Annotated in this window: 10 protein-coding genes; 6 read left to right on the top strand and 4 right to left on the bottom strand. The window is 72.6% G+C overall.

Going from position 1 to position 15,287, the window contains the following annotated elements:
• Positions 1–235 precede the first annotated feature (235 nt).
• Both HZU84_RS12115 and HZU84_RS12110 read left to right on the top strand, forming a co-directional pair.
• Positions 236–2,719 (top strand): putative bifunctional diguanylate cyclase/phosphodiesterase, encoded by a 2,484-nt coding sequence (locus HZU84_RS12115; RefSeq protein ID WP_149502256.1) that lies wholly within the window; start codon positions 236–238, stop codon positions 2,717–2,719.
• 78 nt (positions 2,720–2,797) lie between these two features.
• Positions 2,798–5,236, top strand: coding sequence for a putative bifunctional diguanylate cyclase/phosphodiesterase (locus HZU84_RS12110; protein WP_149502257.1), 2,439 nt, complete (start codon positions 2,798–2,800; stop codon positions 5,234–5,236).
• On the opposite strand, the gene HZU84_RS12105 is transcribed toward HZU84_RS12110, so the two are convergent.
• Genes HZU84_RS12105 through HZU84_RS12095 form a run of 3 tightly spaced genes read right to left on the bottom strand, consistent with a single transcriptional unit; the run spans position 5,220 to position 8,931 of the window.
• Positions 5,220–7,112, bottom strand: a complete 1,893-nt coding sequence (locus HZU84_RS12105; RefSeq protein WP_149502259.1) for a polysaccharide biosynthesis protein — start codon at positions 7,110–7,112, stop codon at positions 5,220–5,222. The genes HZU84_RS12110 and HZU84_RS12105 overlap by 17 nt on opposite strands.
• A complete protein-coding gene (locus HZU84_RS12100) occupies positions 7,109–7,705 on the bottom strand; it encodes a sugar transferase (RefSeq protein ID WP_149502261.1) in 597 nt (198 codons plus the stop codon). The genes HZU84_RS12105 and HZU84_RS12100 overlap by 4 nt, the downstream gene beginning before the upstream one ends.
• A gap of 23 nt (positions 7,706–7,728) precedes the next feature.
• Positions 7,729–8,931, bottom strand: a complete 1,203-nt coding sequence (locus tag HZU84_RS12095) for a DegT/DnrJ/EryC1/StrS family aminotransferase (protein WP_149502263.1) — start codon at positions 8,929–8,931, stop codon at positions 7,729–7,731.
• A 77-nt stretch (positions 8,932–9,008) separates the two neighbouring features.
• On the opposite strand from HZU84_RS12095, the gene HZU84_RS12090 reads away from it, so the two are divergent.
• The 4 genes from HZU84_RS12090 to HZU84_RS12075 all read left to right on the top strand — a co-directional run bounded on the left by HZU84_RS12090 (position 9,009) and on the right by HZU84_RS12075 (position 14,499).
• Positions 9,009–9,338: a YkgJ family cysteine cluster protein gene (locus HZU84_RS12090; RefSeq protein WP_149502265.1), complete on the top strand. Its 330-nt coding sequence runs from the start codon at positions 9,009–9,011 to the stop codon at positions 9,336–9,338.
• A gap of 115 nt (positions 9,339–9,453) precedes the next feature.
• A complete protein-coding gene (locus HZU84_RS12085) occupies positions 9,454–11,661 on the top strand; it encodes a type I secretion system permease/ATPase (protein WP_149502266.1) in 2,208 nt (735 codons plus the stop codon).
• A complete protein-coding gene (locus tag HZU84_RS12080) occupies positions 11,658–13,007 on the top strand; it encodes an HlyD family type I secretion periplasmic adaptor subunit (protein WP_149502268.1) in 1,350 nt (449 codons plus the stop codon). The genes HZU84_RS12085 and HZU84_RS12080 overlap by 4 nt, the downstream gene beginning before the upstream one ends.
• A gap of 34 nt (positions 13,008–13,041) precedes the next feature.
• A complete protein-coding gene (locus HZU84_RS12075; protein ID WP_180692933.1) occupies positions 13,042–14,499 on the top strand; it encodes a TolC family protein in 1,458 nt (485 codons plus the stop codon).
• Here HZU84_RS12075 and HZU84_RS12070 read toward each other — a convergent pair.
• Positions 14,486–15,235: a class I SAM-dependent methyltransferase gene (locus HZU84_RS12070; RefSeq protein ID WP_149502270.1), complete on the bottom strand. Its 750-nt coding sequence runs from the start codon at positions 15,233–15,235 to the stop codon at positions 14,486–14,488. The genes HZU84_RS12075 and HZU84_RS12070 overlap by 14 nt on opposite strands.
• Between the last annotated feature and the right edge of the window lie 52 nt (positions 15,236–15,287).

The raw sequence follows: 15,287 nt of genomic DNA, 5'->3' as shown, positions 1-15,287 counted from the left end.
TGTCCCGGGGTCATCGGCGTGCGGTGCGGGCGATTTCAGCCGGAATCAGGGCGGCCGAGGCGGAAAAGCGTTACTTTTCCCGGCGATCATCGATCCGGTTCCGTGGCCCCCGCGTCTGGAGGGCCGGGATCGGTGCGTGACGCTGCCCGAGCATTCCGACCTGGGTGGCTCGCGCGCGGAGCTCGAGAATTTTCGTCCGATGAATGTCGAACCTGTCGAAGCTGTCGAACCGAAAATGAGCCGCTCCCGGCCTGACGAACTGCCGCAGGCGCCCTGGCGCGCGCAGCAGGTGCGCGGGGTGCTGCAGATCGTGCCCCGGATGACGGCCTCGCTGCTGCTGCTGACGGCGGTGGCGGCCTGGCTGTGCGCCGAGGCGCTCGGACCGGCGCTGATCCTGCCCTGGGCGGCGCTGCAGACGCTGCTGGCGCTGGTCTGGCATCTGGACATGCGCCGCCTCGATCGCCGTGACGACGAGGCGCTGCGCTCGACGCTGGCGCTGCTGCGCCTGGGCTGGCCGGTGAGCCTGTTCAGTCTGCTGCTGGCGATGCTGGCGGTGCAGGCCTTTCCCGAAATGGCCCGCGAGGGCCAGTTCCTGGTCGGCGTGATGCTGGGCGGGGCGCTGTGCGCCGGCGCCATCGAGCTGGCGGCGCTGCCGGTGCTCTCGGCGCTGTGGGCCGGCACGCTCGGTGTGGGCGCGCTGCTGGCGCTGCTGGTGGTGGGCACGCCGGTGTTCTCGGTGGCCTTCGCGCTGCTGGTGCTGATCGGGCTGCTGGTCAGCGTCTCTGTGCGCGGGGTGTCGCGCACGCTGCTGGCGCGGCTGCAGGCCCAGAGCGAGGCGGCCCGCGGCGAGCACACCATCTCGATGCTGCTGCGCGACTTCGAGACCCAGTCCGACGCCTGGACCTGGAGCGGCGACCGGGCCGGCCGGCTGTGGCAGGTGGCGCCACGCATGGCCGCCGAGCTGGGCCTGAAGGCGCCGCAGGTGCTGGTCGGGCAGGATCTGGTGCAGGTGCTGCGCAGCGGCGAGGGCGGCGCCTCGCTGGCGATGCGCCAGGGCTTTCGCGGCCGCATCGATGCCCGCATGCCGGCCGAGCTGATGGCGCTGATGGCGGCGCTGCAGTCGGGCCAGCCCTTTCGCGGCATCGAGGTGGCGGTGAGCCGGCCCGGCCGCCCGCCGAGCTGGTGGTCGATCAGCGGCGTGCCGGTGCTCGACGCGCTCGGGCTGCAGACCGGCTGGCGCGGCATCGTGCGCGATGTGACGCTGCTGCGCCAGCAGTCCGGCGAGCTCGAGCGGCTGGCGCGCACCGACACCCTGACCGGTCTGGCCAACCGCCATGTGCTGCAGCAGCGCGCCGAGGCCGCGGTGCAGGCGCTGGCCCGCCGGGCGCCGCCGGTGCCCGGTGCGGACGATGACAGCCCGCTGTCGCTGCTGCTGCTGGATCTGGACAACTTCAAGACGGTCAACGATCACTTCGGCCATCTGGTGGGCGATCTGCTGCTGCAGGAGGTGGCGCGGCGGCTGCGTGCGGTGCTCGAGGAGCGCGGTCTGGATGTGCTGGGGCCCGAGGGAGTGCTGGCCCGGCTGGGCGGCGACGAGTTCGCGCTGCTGGTCGAGCGGCCGATGCTGACGGTCGAGCGCGAGGATCTGGCGCTGGCGCTGCTGGCGGCGCTGCGCGAGCCCTGGCAGCACGAGACGCTGTGGGTGGAGATCCGCGCCAGCCTGGGCGCCGCGGCCTGGGACGGGCCGGGCACCCGCGCGGCACGGCTGCTGCAGCAGGCCGACATCGCGCTGTACGAGGCCAAGGCGGCCGGGCGCGACATGGTGCGGCTCTTCGATGCGGCGATGGGCGAGCGCATGGCCGGCCGGCATCTGGTCATCCAGGAGCTGGGTCAGGCCCTGGAGGCGGCGCGGCGCCGGCTCGCACGCGGCGGCGAGCGCCAGCCCGAGCCGTCCTGCGGCTGGCTGAGCGTGCATTACCAGCCTCAGCATGATGTCGCCGACGGCCGGCTGACCGGCTTCGAGGCGCTGCTGCGCTGGCGCCATCCGCAGCGCGGCTGGATCTCGCCGGCGGATTTCGTGCCGGTGGCCGAGGAGACCGGGCTGGTGGTCGCGCTGGGCGAGTGGGTGCTGCGCCAGGCCTGCCATGACGCGGCCCGCTGGGGCGGCGACACCAAGATCGCGGTGAATGTGTCGGGCGTGCAGTTCGCCGGACGTCATCTGGTGCGCACCGTTTCCGAGGTGCTGGCCGAGACCGGGCTGGCGCCGCGGCGCCTGGAGCTGGAGATCACCGAGACCGCGGTGCTGGCCGATCCGGCCAGCGCGCGCACCCGGATGCAGGCGCTGCGCACGCTGGGCATCCGGCTCGGGCTGGACGACTTCGGCACCGGGCATTCCTCGCTGTCGTCGCTGCGCACCTATCCGATCACGACGCTGAAGATCGACCGCAGCTTTGTCGTCGCGCTGGACGGGGGCGGGCCGCAGGCCGACCAGATCCTGCGCACCATCGTGCAGCTCGGCCAGGCGCTGGGCATGAAGACGCTGGCCGAGGGCGTCGAGACCCCGGCACAGCTGGAGGTGCTGCGCCGTCATGGCTGCGACCAGGTGCAGGGCTATCTGTTCGCTGCGGCACTGGATGTGAAGGAAGCCACACGCCGTGTGGCCGCGACGCGACCGACCGGGGAGTGGTCCTCGGTCGTTTCCGTGCCGGAATCGCGATAATCCGCGCCGCCTTGCCCGGCTCCGTTCCTGTTTTGTCTCCTGTCATTTGTCATTTTTCATTCGCTGCTCACCTGCTCCATGCCTGCTGCCGAATCCCGCTCCACGCTGATCGGCGACCGGTCCGGCTGGGCTGACGCCGACGGGCTGGGGCTCGAGCAGGGGCGGCTGATGCAGGCGGTGCTGCGCATGGCGGTGATGGCGGCCGGCAGCTCGATCGGCATCGGGCTGCTGGTGCTGTGGCTGGTGCATCCGGTGATGAGCGGGGCGCAGCGCTGGATGCTGCTGTGGCCGGTCGGCCTGGCGGCGGCCGGGCTGCTGCAGCTGCTCGATGTGCTGCGCAGCCTGGGCTGGCCGCTGGCTCGGCTGGCGCAGCCGGCGGTGCGCTGGCGCCTGATCGGCCACAGCATGCTGACCGGGCTGATGTTTGCCGGCATCTCGGTCTTCATCTATCCGCAGGTCGATGCGGAGCGGCGCTATCTGCTGGGCATGATCGCCTGCGCCGCGATCCCGATCGGCGCGATGGCCGGGGCGCCGCTGCGCTGGGGCGGCATGGGCTGGACGCTGGTGACCTCGGCCGGCGTGCTGTTGGGCGTATTGCAGATCGACGGCCTGGTGCGCGATGTCTCGGTGCCGCTGACGCTGCTGATGGCTGTGCTGGTGATGGTGTCGCTGAACGCGATCGGGCGCAGCGTGCGCCACCGGCTGCAGGCCGAGGCCACCGCCCGGCGCGAGCGCCATGCGCTCGACCTGCTGCTGCGCGACTTCGAGCATCACGCCGATGACTGGCTCTGGGAGACCGATGCCCGCGGCCGGCTGAGACGCATCTCCTCGCGCATGGCGCAGGCGCTGGGCGTGAGCGATGCCCATCTGCTGATCGGCCGTGTCCTGATCGAGCTGCTGCGCGATGCCGAGGGCAGCGATCAGCTGGCCCGGCATCTGTCGGAGCCCGAACCCTTCCGGGCGCTGGCGCTGCGTCTGCCCTCGCGCCAGCTGCTGCAGACCGCCTGGCAGCACTGGACGGTCAGCGGCGTGCCGCTGCTCGATGCCGAGGCGCGCATCGTCAGCTGGCGCGGCGTGGTGCGCGATGTCACGCTGCTGCGCGAGCAGTCGCGCGAGCTGCAGCGTCTGGCCCACACCGATGTGCTGACCGGCCTGGCCAATCGCCATGTGATGCAGCGCCGCTGCGCCGAGGCGGTGGCGCGCTGCCATGTGGCGGTGGCCGGCCGTCCGGCCGAGGCGTCAGCACTGCCGCCATCGCCGATGCTGACGCTCTGCCTGCTCGATCTCGACAACTTCAAGGAGGTCAACGACACCCTGGGCCATGCGGTCGGCGATCGCCTGCTGCGCGAGGTCGCGGGCCGACTGTCAGCCTGCGTGGCGTGCTTCGGCGATCCGGCCGCGCATGTGCTGGCCCGGCTGGGCGGCGACGAGTTCGCCTTGCTGATCGACCGCCCCCACCCGGTGGCCGAGCGCGAGGCGATGGCGCAGGCCCTGCTGCAGGCGCTGCGCCCGGTCTGGCAGGACGAGCAGGCCGCCGTCGATGTGCGTGCCAGTCTGGGCGTGGCCTCCTGGGATGTGCTTCATCCCGATGCCGATCGCCTGTTCCAGGATGCCGATCTGGCGCTGTATGCCGCCAAGGCGGCCGGTCGCGATGTCGCGCGCACCTTCGACGCGCCGATGCGGGCCGAGCTGATGCGCCGCCGCGGCCTGGTCCGCGATCTGGGCCTGCTGCTGCATGCACCCACCGGCGAGCAGGCCGAGGCCGGCCGGCTGATGCTGCATTACCAGCCGCAGTTCGATCTGGCCGACGGCCGGCTCAGCGGGGCCGAGGCCCTGCTGCGCTGGCGCCATCCGGTACGGGGCTGGATCTCGCCGGCCGAGTTCGTGCCGCTGGCCGAGGAGCATGGCCTGATCGTCCCGCTGGGCGAATGGGTGCTGCACCGGGCCTGCCAGGAGGCCGCCGGCTGGCCCGAGCCGCTGCGGCTGGCGGTCAACCTCTCGGCGCTGCAGCTGCGCGGCGATGGGCTGATCGACAGCGTGCGTTCGGCGCTGGCCGGCGCCGGCCTGCCCGCCGAGCGCCTCGAGCTCGAGGTGACCGAGACGGTGCTGATGCAGGATGCCCGCCGCGCACGCGAGCAGCTGCACGCGCTGCGTCTGCTGGGCGTGTCGATCGCGCTCGACGACTTCGGCACGGGCTATTCCTCGCTGGCGCAGCTGGCCGAGCTGCCGGTCGATCTGCTCAAGATCGATCGCAGCTTCGTGGCGGCGCTGGGCGAGGCCGGACCCCGGGCGCAGCAGGCCGAGGCGATCGTGCGGCTGATCGTGCAGCTCGGTCAGGCCACCGGCATGGCCACGCTGGCCGAAGGCGTGGAAACGCCCGCGCAGCGCGAGGCGCTGCGGCTGTGCGGCTGCGAGCGACTGCAGGGCTATCTGCTGGGCCGGCCGCTCGAGTCCGGCCTGCTGCGCGAGCGCATGCGCCTGAGTTCGAGCGCCGCGCCGCTCAGTCTGCCGACCTGATCCGCGCCGGGCGGTACTCGGGCACCAGCCGTGCCAGGCGCTCGCGCACCTCGTCGTCGGGCGCGCTCGAGCGGGCGGCCGCCCAGTCGAGCAGGGTCTGCACCTCGTCGAGCGAGGTGGCCGAGGCATCCAGCCGCGCGATGCGCAGCCGATCGAAGCGGGTGGGCAGCGTCGCGTCGGCGTCGGCCAGCAGCTCCTCGAACAGCTTCTCGCCCGGGCGCAGGCCGCTGAAGGCGATCGGGATCTCGGCCAGCGTGTGACCGCTCAGGCGGATCAGGTCGCGCGCCAGATCGACGATCTTCACCGGCTCGCCCATGTCGAGCACGAAGACCTGGCCGCCCTCGCCGATGGCGCCGGCCTGCACCACCAGCCGCGCCGCCTCGGGAATCGTCATGAAGAAGCGGGTGATGTCCGGGTGCGTCACCGTGACCGGGCCGCCGCGGGCGATCTGCTCCTTGAACTTCGGGATCACGCTGCCCGACGAGCCCAGCACGTTGCCGAAGCGCACCGCCATGAAGCGCGTGCGCCCGCCGCCGGCGGCCATCTGCGCGGCCAGCCGCGAGATCACCATCTCGGCGGCGCGCTTGGTCGCGCCCATCACGTTGGTCGGGTTGACCGCCTTGTCGGTCGAGATCAGCACGAAGCGCTCGACGCCGGCGGCCGCCGCCGCGCTGGCCGCGCGCCAGGTGCCCAGCGTGTTGTTGCGCAGCGCGGAGAAGGCGTTGTCCTCCTCCATCAGCGGCACGTGCTTGTAGGCCGCGGCGTGGAAGACCACCTGCGGGCGCAGGCGCGCGAAGGTGGCGCCCAGGTGCTCGGGGTCGCGCACGTCGCCGACCAGCCGCACCAGCGGGATGTGCGGGAAGTGCTCGCCCAGCTCCTGCTCGATGCGGTAGAGCGCGAACTCGCTCAGCTCGTAGAGCACCAGCTTGAGCGGCCCGTAGCGCGCCACCTGCCGGCACAGCTCCGAGCCGATCGAGCCGCCCGCGCCGGTGATCAGCACCACCTTGCCCGACAGGCATTCGCTGATGCCGCCCTCGTCGAGCTGCACCGGCGCGCGGCCGAGCAGGTCGTCGGGCTCGATGTCGCGCACCTGCGCCACGGCCTGGCCCTCGCGCAGCTCGGCGGCGGTGGGCACCGTCACCACCGGCAGGCCGGTCGCGGCGGCCAGATCGAGCGCGCGGCGGCGCTGCGCCGCCGAGGCCGAAGGCATCGCCACGATCAGGTGGGTGATGCCGTGCACCTCGGCCCAGCGCGGCGCGCTCGCCAGCTCGCCCAGCACCGGCACGCCGCCGATGCGTGCGCCCAGCTTGCGCGGGTTGTCGTCGAGCAGGCCGACCACCACCCAGCCGTGGTGCTGGATGCCGGCGATCAGCAGCTTGGCGGCGTCGCCGGCGCCCAGCACGAGGGCGCGGCGCGTCTCGTGCATCGAGCCGGACAGGCGCCCGCGCATGTGCTCGTAGAGCATGCGGTAGCCGATGCGCACCATCGCCAGCCCCATCAGGCTGACGACCGGATGCAGCGCCAGCACCGCGCGCGGCACCTGCACCAGCTGCGCCATCAGCACGCCCACCGCGCCGAGCAGCCCGGCGATCGCGCAGGCGAAGGTCAGCCGCTGCACCTCGCCGAAGCCGGAGAAGCGCCACATGCCCTTGGGCACCTTCAGCGCCGCGAACACCGCCACGTACAGCGTCAGCAGCCCGGCCAGCACCCAGCCGTCGTAGGAGGGCCGCGCGCTCCACCCGCGCTCGAAGCCGAGGCGGAACAGGTAGGTGATGTTCCAGCATGCGGCGATGACCGCGGCGTCGATGGCCAGGGCCAGCGGCTCGCGGTGCGGCCGGATGCGGGTCAGCAGGGTGTCGAGGGTGTGCCAGCTCATCGTTCGAGGATCGCGCGCAGCGTGCGCAGGATCAGCCTCAGGTCGGTCAGCACGCCCGCCTCGTCGACGTAGCGTGCCTGCAATGCCAGCTTGGCCGGCAGGACCACCTCGCGGTAGGTGCGCTCCGGGTCGGTGCTGCGTGCCAGCAGCGTGCTCTCGTCGCGGTACTCGATCGAGGCGAAGTCGGTGATGCCGGGGCGCACCGACAGCACCTTCTCGCGCAGCCCGGCCGGATAGAGCGCCACATAGCGCGGCACCTCGGGCCGCGGGCCGACCAGGCTCATCGTGCCCTCGAGCACATCGATCAGCTGCGCCAGCTCGTCGAGCTTGGTGCGGCGCAGCAGCGCGCCGACGCGGGTGATGCGCGCATCCTGGCCCACGGTGAGCTGCGGGCCGCGGTCCTGCGGCGCGTGCGTCATCGTGCGGAACTTGTGGATGCGGAACTCGCGCCCGTGGCGGCCGACCCGCACCTGGCGGAAGAAGACCGGCCCGGGCGAGTCCAGCCGGATCGCCAGCGCGATCGCCAGCAGCACCGGCGAGAGCACGATCAGGCCGCAGCCGGCCAGCAGCAGGTCGAGCAGGCGCTTGGCCATGTCGTGCGCAGACCGCCCGGCGCTCAGCGCGCCAGCACGCCGCGCAGCACCGCGGCGACCCGCTCGGCGTCGGCCAGCGTCATGCGCGAATACAGCGGCAGGCTGAAGGTGGCCAGGTAGGCCTTCTGGCTGTGCGGGAAGTCCTCGGCGCGCAGGTCGTAGCGCTCGCGCCAGTAGGGCTGCTGGTGCAGCGGGATGTAGTGCACGCTGCTGCCGATGCCGGCGGCGAACAGCGCCTCGATCACCGCGTCGCGCCCGACCGGCGCGTCCTCGCGCAGGCGCAGCACGTAGATGTGCCAGGAATGCAGGTCGCCGCCAGCGGGCTGCGGCGGCAGGACGAGCGGCAGGTCGGCCAGCAGCGCGTCGTAGTGCGCGGCGATGCGGGCGCGTGCGTCGCGGAACTCGCGTGCCCGCCTGAGCTGATGGATGCCCAGCGCCGCGGCGATGTCGGTCAGGTTGTACTTGAAGCCGGGCGCGACGATCTCGTAGTACCAGCTCGGCACCTTGGCGGTGAAGCGGTCGAAGGCGTCGCGGTTGATGCCGTGCAGACGCATCACCTTCATGCGCGCGGCAAGCTGCGCATCGCGCGTGACCGCCATGCCGCCCTCGCCGGTGGTGATGGTCTTGTTGGCGTAGAAGCTGAAGACGGTGACATCGCTGGCCAGCGTGCCGATCATCTGGCCGGCGTGCGTGGTGGGCAGCGCGTGCGCGGCGTCCTCGACCACCTTCAGGCCGTGGCGGCGCGCGATCGCCAGGATCTCGCCCATCTCGGCGGCGCGGCCGGCGAAGTGCACCGGCACGATCGCCCGGGTGCGCGGGGTGATGGCGGCTTCGATGGCGGCCGGGTCGATGCACAGCGTGGCCGGGTCGATGTCGACCAGGCGCACGTCGGCGCCCAGATAGCGCGCCACCTCCGCGCTGGCGGTGAAGGTGTGCGTGGTGGTGATGACCTCGTCGCCGGGGCCGACGCCGACAGCCTCGAGCGCCAGGTGCAGCCCGGCGGTGGCCGAGTTGACCGCGATCGCCTCCAGGCCCGGCACCGGGGCGTCACCGCCCAGGAAGGCGGCGAAGTCCTGCTCGAAGCGGCGCGCCTTCGGGCCGGTGGTCACCCAGCCGTGGCGCAGCGTGTCGACCACCTCGGCGATCTCGTCCTCGCCGATCTCGGGCAGCGCGAAGGGCAGGAAGGGCAGTGGGGTCGGATCGGACGGGGCGGTGGGCGAGGACATCGGCGGCAGGGTTTCGGGGGATGCGGCGGGAACCGCCGATGCTAATGCAGTTCCGAACGGTGATAAGTTCGCGGTCCATGGCCGACTTCAATCCCTGCCAGAGCTGCGGCGCCTGCTGCGCCCATTTTCGCGTGTCCTTCTACTGGGCCGAGGCCGAGTCCCTCGGCCTGCCCGAGGCACTGACCGAAGCGATCAATCCCTGGATGAGCTGCATGAAGGGCACCGGCCAGCGCGCCGGCGTGCGCTGCGTCGCGCTGGCCGGCGAGATCGGGCGCGAGGTCGGCTGCACCATCTACCCGCAGAGACCCTCGCCCTGCCACGAGCTGCAGCCCGGCGAGGAGCGCTGCCTGAGGGCGCGTGCGGCGCACGGGCTGCCGGCGCTTTCCGGGAAGATGTCCTTGACCTGACGCGTGAGCGCCACGTCGCGCGGGCCGGGTACGCAGGCGCACCTGGCGGCTTTTCCATTTCCGCCGAGGCGCGGCATGATCCGCGCTGCTCGCTCCGCCCCGCGCCTGCTCCGTGATGACTTCCGCCGCCTCCGTCCCGCTTCCTGACGCCTCTGCTGCCCCTGCAGCCCATGCCGCGCCTGCCCCCGACTCCGGCCTGTGGGCGCTGCTGGCGATGGCGGCGCTGCACGGCATCGCCGCCGACGAGGCGCAGCTGCGTCACCAGCATGGCCGCGAGCCCTTCGACCTGCAGCGCCTGCTGCTGGCGGCGCAGCAGCTCGGGCTGAACGCGCGCTCGGTGCGTCAGGATCCGCGTCGGCTGGCGCGCGCGCCGCTGCCGGCGGTGGCGCGCGATGCGGCCGGGCGCTTCTTCGTCGTCGCGCGCATCGAGGGCGCGGCCGCGCTGCCGGCCGGCGCCGAGCTGCCGGGCAGCACCCGGGTGCTGATCCAGCGCGCGGGCGAGCCGCCGGCGGTCATCGCGCTCGAGGAGCTGCTGCGCCTCTGGACTGGCGAGCTGATCCTGTTCACCAGCAAGGCGAGCTTTTCCGGCGCGATGGCGAAGTTCGACTTCACCTGGTTCATTCCGGCGGTGGTCAAGTACCGCCGGCTGCTGGCGGAAATCCTGCTGATCTCGCTGGTGCTGCAGCTCATCGGCCTGGCCACGCCGCTGTTCTTCCAGGTGGTGATGGACAAGGTGCTGGTCAACCATGCGATGCAGACGCTCAACGTCATCGCCATCGGCCTGATCTGCGCGATGGTGTTCGAGGCGCTGCTGTCGGGCATCCGCACCTGGGTGTTCGCGCACACCAGCAGCAAGATCGACGTCGAGCTGGGCGCGCGGCTGTTTCGCCATCTGCTGAACCTGCCGCTGGCGTATTTCCAGTCGCGCCGTGTCGGCGACTCGGTGGCGCGCATCCGCGAGCTCGAGAGCATCCGCAGCTTCCTGACCGGCAATGTCATGACGCTGGTGCTGGACCTGCTGTTCTCCTTCGTCTTCCTGGGCGTGATGCTCGGGTACAGCGTGACGCTGACGCTGGTGGTGCTGGCCTCGATCCCGGTCTACGTGCTGCTGTCGCTGGTGTTCACGCCGGTCATCCGCCGCCGCCTGGAGGACAAGTTCAACAAGGGCGCGGAAAACCAGTCCTTCCTGGTCGAGACGATCAGCGGCATCGACACCGTCAAGTCGATGGCGGTGGAGCCGCGCTGGATCCAGAAGTGGGACCAGCAGCTCGCCGCCTATGTCTCGTCGGGTCTGGCGGTGACCAATGTGACCACGGTGGCCGGCGGCGGCGTCGCGCTGACCAGCAAGCTGGTGACCGCGGCGATCATGTGGATCGGCGCCACGCTGGTGATCGACAAGCAGCTCACGGTGGGCGAGCTGGTGGCCTTCAACATGCTCGCCGGCCAGGTGTCGAGCCCGATCCTGCGGCTGGCGCAGCTCTGGAACGACTTCCAGCAGGTCGGCATCTCGATGAGCCGGCTGGGCGACATCCTCAACACGCACCCCGAGGTCGCCGGCCAGAAGACCCGGCTGCCGCGGCTGCAGGGTGCGATCGAGTTCGACCAGGTCTCCTTCCGCTACCGCCCCGACGCCGCCGACGTGCTGCGTCAGGTGTCGCTGCGGGTGCGCCCGGGCGAGGTGATCGGCATCGTCGGGCGTTCCGGCTCGGGCAAGAGCACGCTGACCCGGCTGGTGCAGCGCCTCTATGTGCCCGACCGCGGCCGGGTGCTGGTCGACGGCCAGGACCTGGCGGTCATCGACACGCCCAGCCTGCGCCAGCAGATCGGCGTGGTGCTGCAGGAGAACACGCTGTTCAACCGCTCGGTGCGCGACAACATCGCCTTGAGCCACCCGGCCGCGCCGATCGAGCTGGTGATGCAGGCGGCGAAGCTGGCCGGCGCGCACGAGTTCATCTGCGAGCTGCCCGAGGGCTACGACACGGTCGTCGGCGAGCATGGCACCGGCCTGTCGGGCGGGCAGCGCCAGCGCATCGCCATCGCACGCGCGCTGATCACCAACCCGCGCATCCTGATCTTCGACGAGGCCACCAGCGCGCTCGACTACGAGAGCGAGAAGATCATTCACGACAACATGCGCCTGATCTGCCAGGGCCGCACCGTGCTGATCATCGCGCACCGGCTCTCGGCGGTGCGTGGCGCCAACCGCATCGTGGTGATGGAGCGCGGCCAGATCGCCGAGGTCGGCAGCCATGAGGAACTGCTGCGCAATCCGCGCGGCATCTACACCCATCTGCACGGCTTGCAGCACGGAGGTGCGGCATGAACCTGCGCCACCGTCTGCAGGCCTGGGGCGAGCTGCTCGGCCGCTACCGCCGCGCCTGGTCGCACGCCTGGTCGCACCGCCGCGAGCTCACGCCGCCGGCGCACACCGCCGAGGAGGCCGAATTCCTGCCCGCGGCGCTGTCGCTGCAGGCGCGGCCGGTCTCGCCCTCCGGGCGCTGGACCGCGCGGCTGCTGATGCTGCTGGTGCTGGCGCTGCTGGCCTGGTCGGTGATCGGGCGCATCGACATCGTCGTCAATGCCCAGGGCCGGATCGTGCCGCGTGGCCAGACCAAGACGCTGGCGGCGGTCGAGACCGCGCGCGTGCATGCGCTGCACGTCGAGGAGGGCCGGGTGGTGAAGGCCGGCGATCTGCTGGTCGAGCTCGACACCCGCCTGAGCGACAGCGAGGGCCGGCGCGCCGCGCAGGCGCTGGCCCAGGCGCTGCTGCAGGTCGAGCGGGCCGGCGCGCTGCTGGCGGCGCTCGACGGCCGGGGCGACGCGGCGCCTCGGCTGGCCGCGCTGCCGGATGTCGATGCCGTGCAGCACCGCCTGGCCGAGCAGCATCTGCAGGACCAGTGGCGCGAGTACCGCAGCCGGCTGGCGCGGCTCGAGGCCGATGCCGGCCGCCTGGCCCAGGCGCTGCCGCTGGCCGAGCAGCGTGCCCGCGACCATGCCGAGCTGCTGCACAGCGGCGATGTCTCGCGCCATGCCTGGATGGAGCGCGAGCAGGCCCGGGTGGAGATCGCCGGCCAGCTGGCGGTCATCCGCGCGCAGCAGCATGCGCTGACCGCCGAGATGCGCCGCGCCGCGCAGGACAGCCGGGTCGAGGGCCAGCGCCAGGTCGACGCCGCGCGCTCCGAGCTGGACCGGGCGCGCACCCAGGGCGAGCTGCTGCGTCTGGTGGCGCCGGTCGACGGCACGGTGCAGCAGCTGGCGGTGCACACCGTCGGCAGTGCGGTGCCGGCGGCGCAGCCGCTGATGCAGATCGTGCCGACCCAGGCCCAGGTCGAGATGGAGGTGCGCGTCGAGAACCGCGACATCGGCTTCGTGCGCGAGGGCCAGCCGGCGCAGGTCAAGATCGACGCCTTCCCGTACACCAAGTACGGCACCGTGCCGGCGGTGGTCGCGCAGGTCTCGCGCGATGCGGTGCAGGACGAGAAGCGCGGCCCGGTCTATGCGGTGCGCATCACGCTGGCGCAGCCGGTGCTGCAGGTCGACGGCCGGGCGGTGCCGCTGACGCCCGGCCTGAGCGGCAGCGCCGAGATCCGCACCGGCGACCGGCGCCTGATCGAATATGTGCTGTCGCCGCTGCTGCAGCAGGGTCGGGAGAGCCTGCGTGAGCGCTGAGCCGATCCGCCGGCCCCGTCATCGGGCCCCGCTCGTGGCCGCCGCCCTGCTGCAGGGCGCTCTGGCGGTGCTGCCGGGCGCCGCGTGGTCTGCCGCCTCCCTCGAGCCGCCCGACCTGCTGCGCGTCGCGCCCGGACCCTCGGTGCCCGATCTGCTGCACGATCCGCTGCAGGTGCCGATGCTTGCCGGGCCGATGGCCGTGCCGCCGCCGGTCTGCGCCGAGCCGTTCGAGGGCGCGCCGCCGCTGTCGCTGGCCGATGCGCTGGCGCTGGCGCTGTGCCGGCATCCCCAGCTGGCCCAGGCCCAGGCCGAGATCGAGGCCCAGGCGGCCGCGTTGGGCGAGGCCCATGCCGCCTTCTGGCCGCGGCTGCAGGCGAGCGTGTCGCGGCAGTCGACCACCACGCTGTCCACCCGCAGCGGCCAGTCGGTCGACCAGGCCAGCACCGCACGCAGCCTGGCGCTGAACTGGCGGCTGTTCGACTTCGGCACCCGCGCCGGTGCCCGCGACGGGGCGCAGCGGCTGCTGGCCGCCGCCGGTGCGGCCCGCGATGCGCTGGTGCAGCGGCTGATGGCGGCGCTGGTCTCGGCCTATTTCGAGGCGATCACCGCGCAGGCGATGGTGACGATGCGCGAGCAGGCCAGAGCGCAGGCGCGAGAGGCGCTCGACACCGCGCAGCGGCGCGAACGCCACGGCCTGGTGGCCGGCAGCGATGTGCTGCAGGCCCGCGCCCAGCTGGCCCGGGCGCAGCTCGCGCTGGAGCGCGCGAGCGGCGAGGCGCAGCGCGCGCAGCTCACGCTCTCCAGCCTGATGGGGCTGGCCGACGGCACGCCGCTGCGCCTGCCCGCACAGCTCGACCCCGCTCAGGACGAGGAGACCGAGGACCTGTCGCGCTGGCTCGACGAGGCGCGGGCGCGCCATCCGTCGATCCTGGCGGCGCAGGCGCGGCTGCAGATCGCCCGGCTGCGGGTCGGCAGCGTGCGCGCCGAAGGGCTGCCGACGCTGGACGCCAGTGCCGCCCGCCATGTCGACGGTCAGCCCGACCAGGGGCTCTATGCCAGCGGCAGCCGCGTGACCACCTACGGCCTGCGGCTGACGCTGCCGCTGTTCGACGGCTTCGGCCACACCTACCGCATCCGCGGCGCACAGGCGCAGCTCGCGCAGAGCGAGGCCCAGCTCGAGCAGGCGCGCCAGCAGGTCGCGCTCGAGGTGCTGCGCGCCCATGCCGACGCGCTCTCCGCCCGGCGCACCCTGCCGGCCGCCGCTGAGCTGGCGCAGGCCGCCGAGGCCGCCAGCGCCAGCGCCGCGCGCCGCTACGACAAGGGCGTGGCCGACATTTCCGAGCTGCTCTCCAGCCAGTCGCTGCTGGCCGAGGCCCGGCTCGAGCAGGTGCGCGCGCTGGCCGGCTGGCATGCGGCACGGCTGCGGCTGCTGGCCGCGGCCGGGGTGATGCAGCAGGTGGAGGCGCCGGCCGGCGCCGTCACCGTGCGTTGACGGGCGCGCTGACGGGTGTGCTGACCGGCTTGCCGATCCACGCCAGCACATGCGTGCGCAGCGGCGGCAGCATGTTCAGCAGCGGATAGAGCGACGGCGACAGGCGGCAGGCCGCGCGTGCCAGCGGCGGAGCCAGCGTCAGGCGTTGCGCCTCGATGCGGCCGTGCGGAAAGAGCGCCCGCATCCGCGCCAGCGGCACGCCGCGCACATCGCGGTTGCGCGGGTTGTTCCAGGTGAAGTCGTACCAGAGCACCGCGCCGCCGGGCCGCACCCAGCGCCACATCGTGTCGGCCAGGCGCTGCTGGAAGGCATCGTCCAGCAGCGAGGAGAAGACGGTCGACTGCAGCACCAGGTCGGCGCCGGCCTCGGGCAGCGGCGCGGCGCAGGCGTCGCCCAGATGCAGCGTCACGCCGGCGGGCAGCACCGCGCGGGCCTCGGCATGACGCTCGGCCAGCAGCTCGATGCCGCACAGATGCTCGGGGCGGAAGCCGGCGCGCAGCAGCTCCAGCAGATTGCCGCCGGCACCGCAGCCGACCTCCACCACCCGCCGCTGCGCCAGGTCATGCCAGCCATGGCGGGAGAACAGGCCGAGCATCGCGCGCTGGCGCTCCTGCACCGTCTGCCAGACATCGGGCTGCAGCAGGCTGTAGCGGTCGGCCAGCCCGGCGGCGGCCCGGCGGGCGTAGCGCTGCTCGATGCGGGCGGTCTCGTCGTCGCTGGAAGGAGGGTGGGCCATGGGCGGAGATGCTGCCACGGCCAGGGGGCGCTCGACCAGCCCGCAGACCCGG

It is taken from the genome of Sphaerotilus sulfidivorans, from assembly GCF_013426975.1.
Lineage (GTDB): Bacteria > Pseudomonadota > Gammaproteobacteria > Burkholderiales > Burkholderiaceae_C > Sphaerotilus > Sphaerotilus sulfidivorans.
Note: the sequence above shows the minus strand (reverse complement) of the source record. Positions and strands in the feature narration are given on the sequence as shown.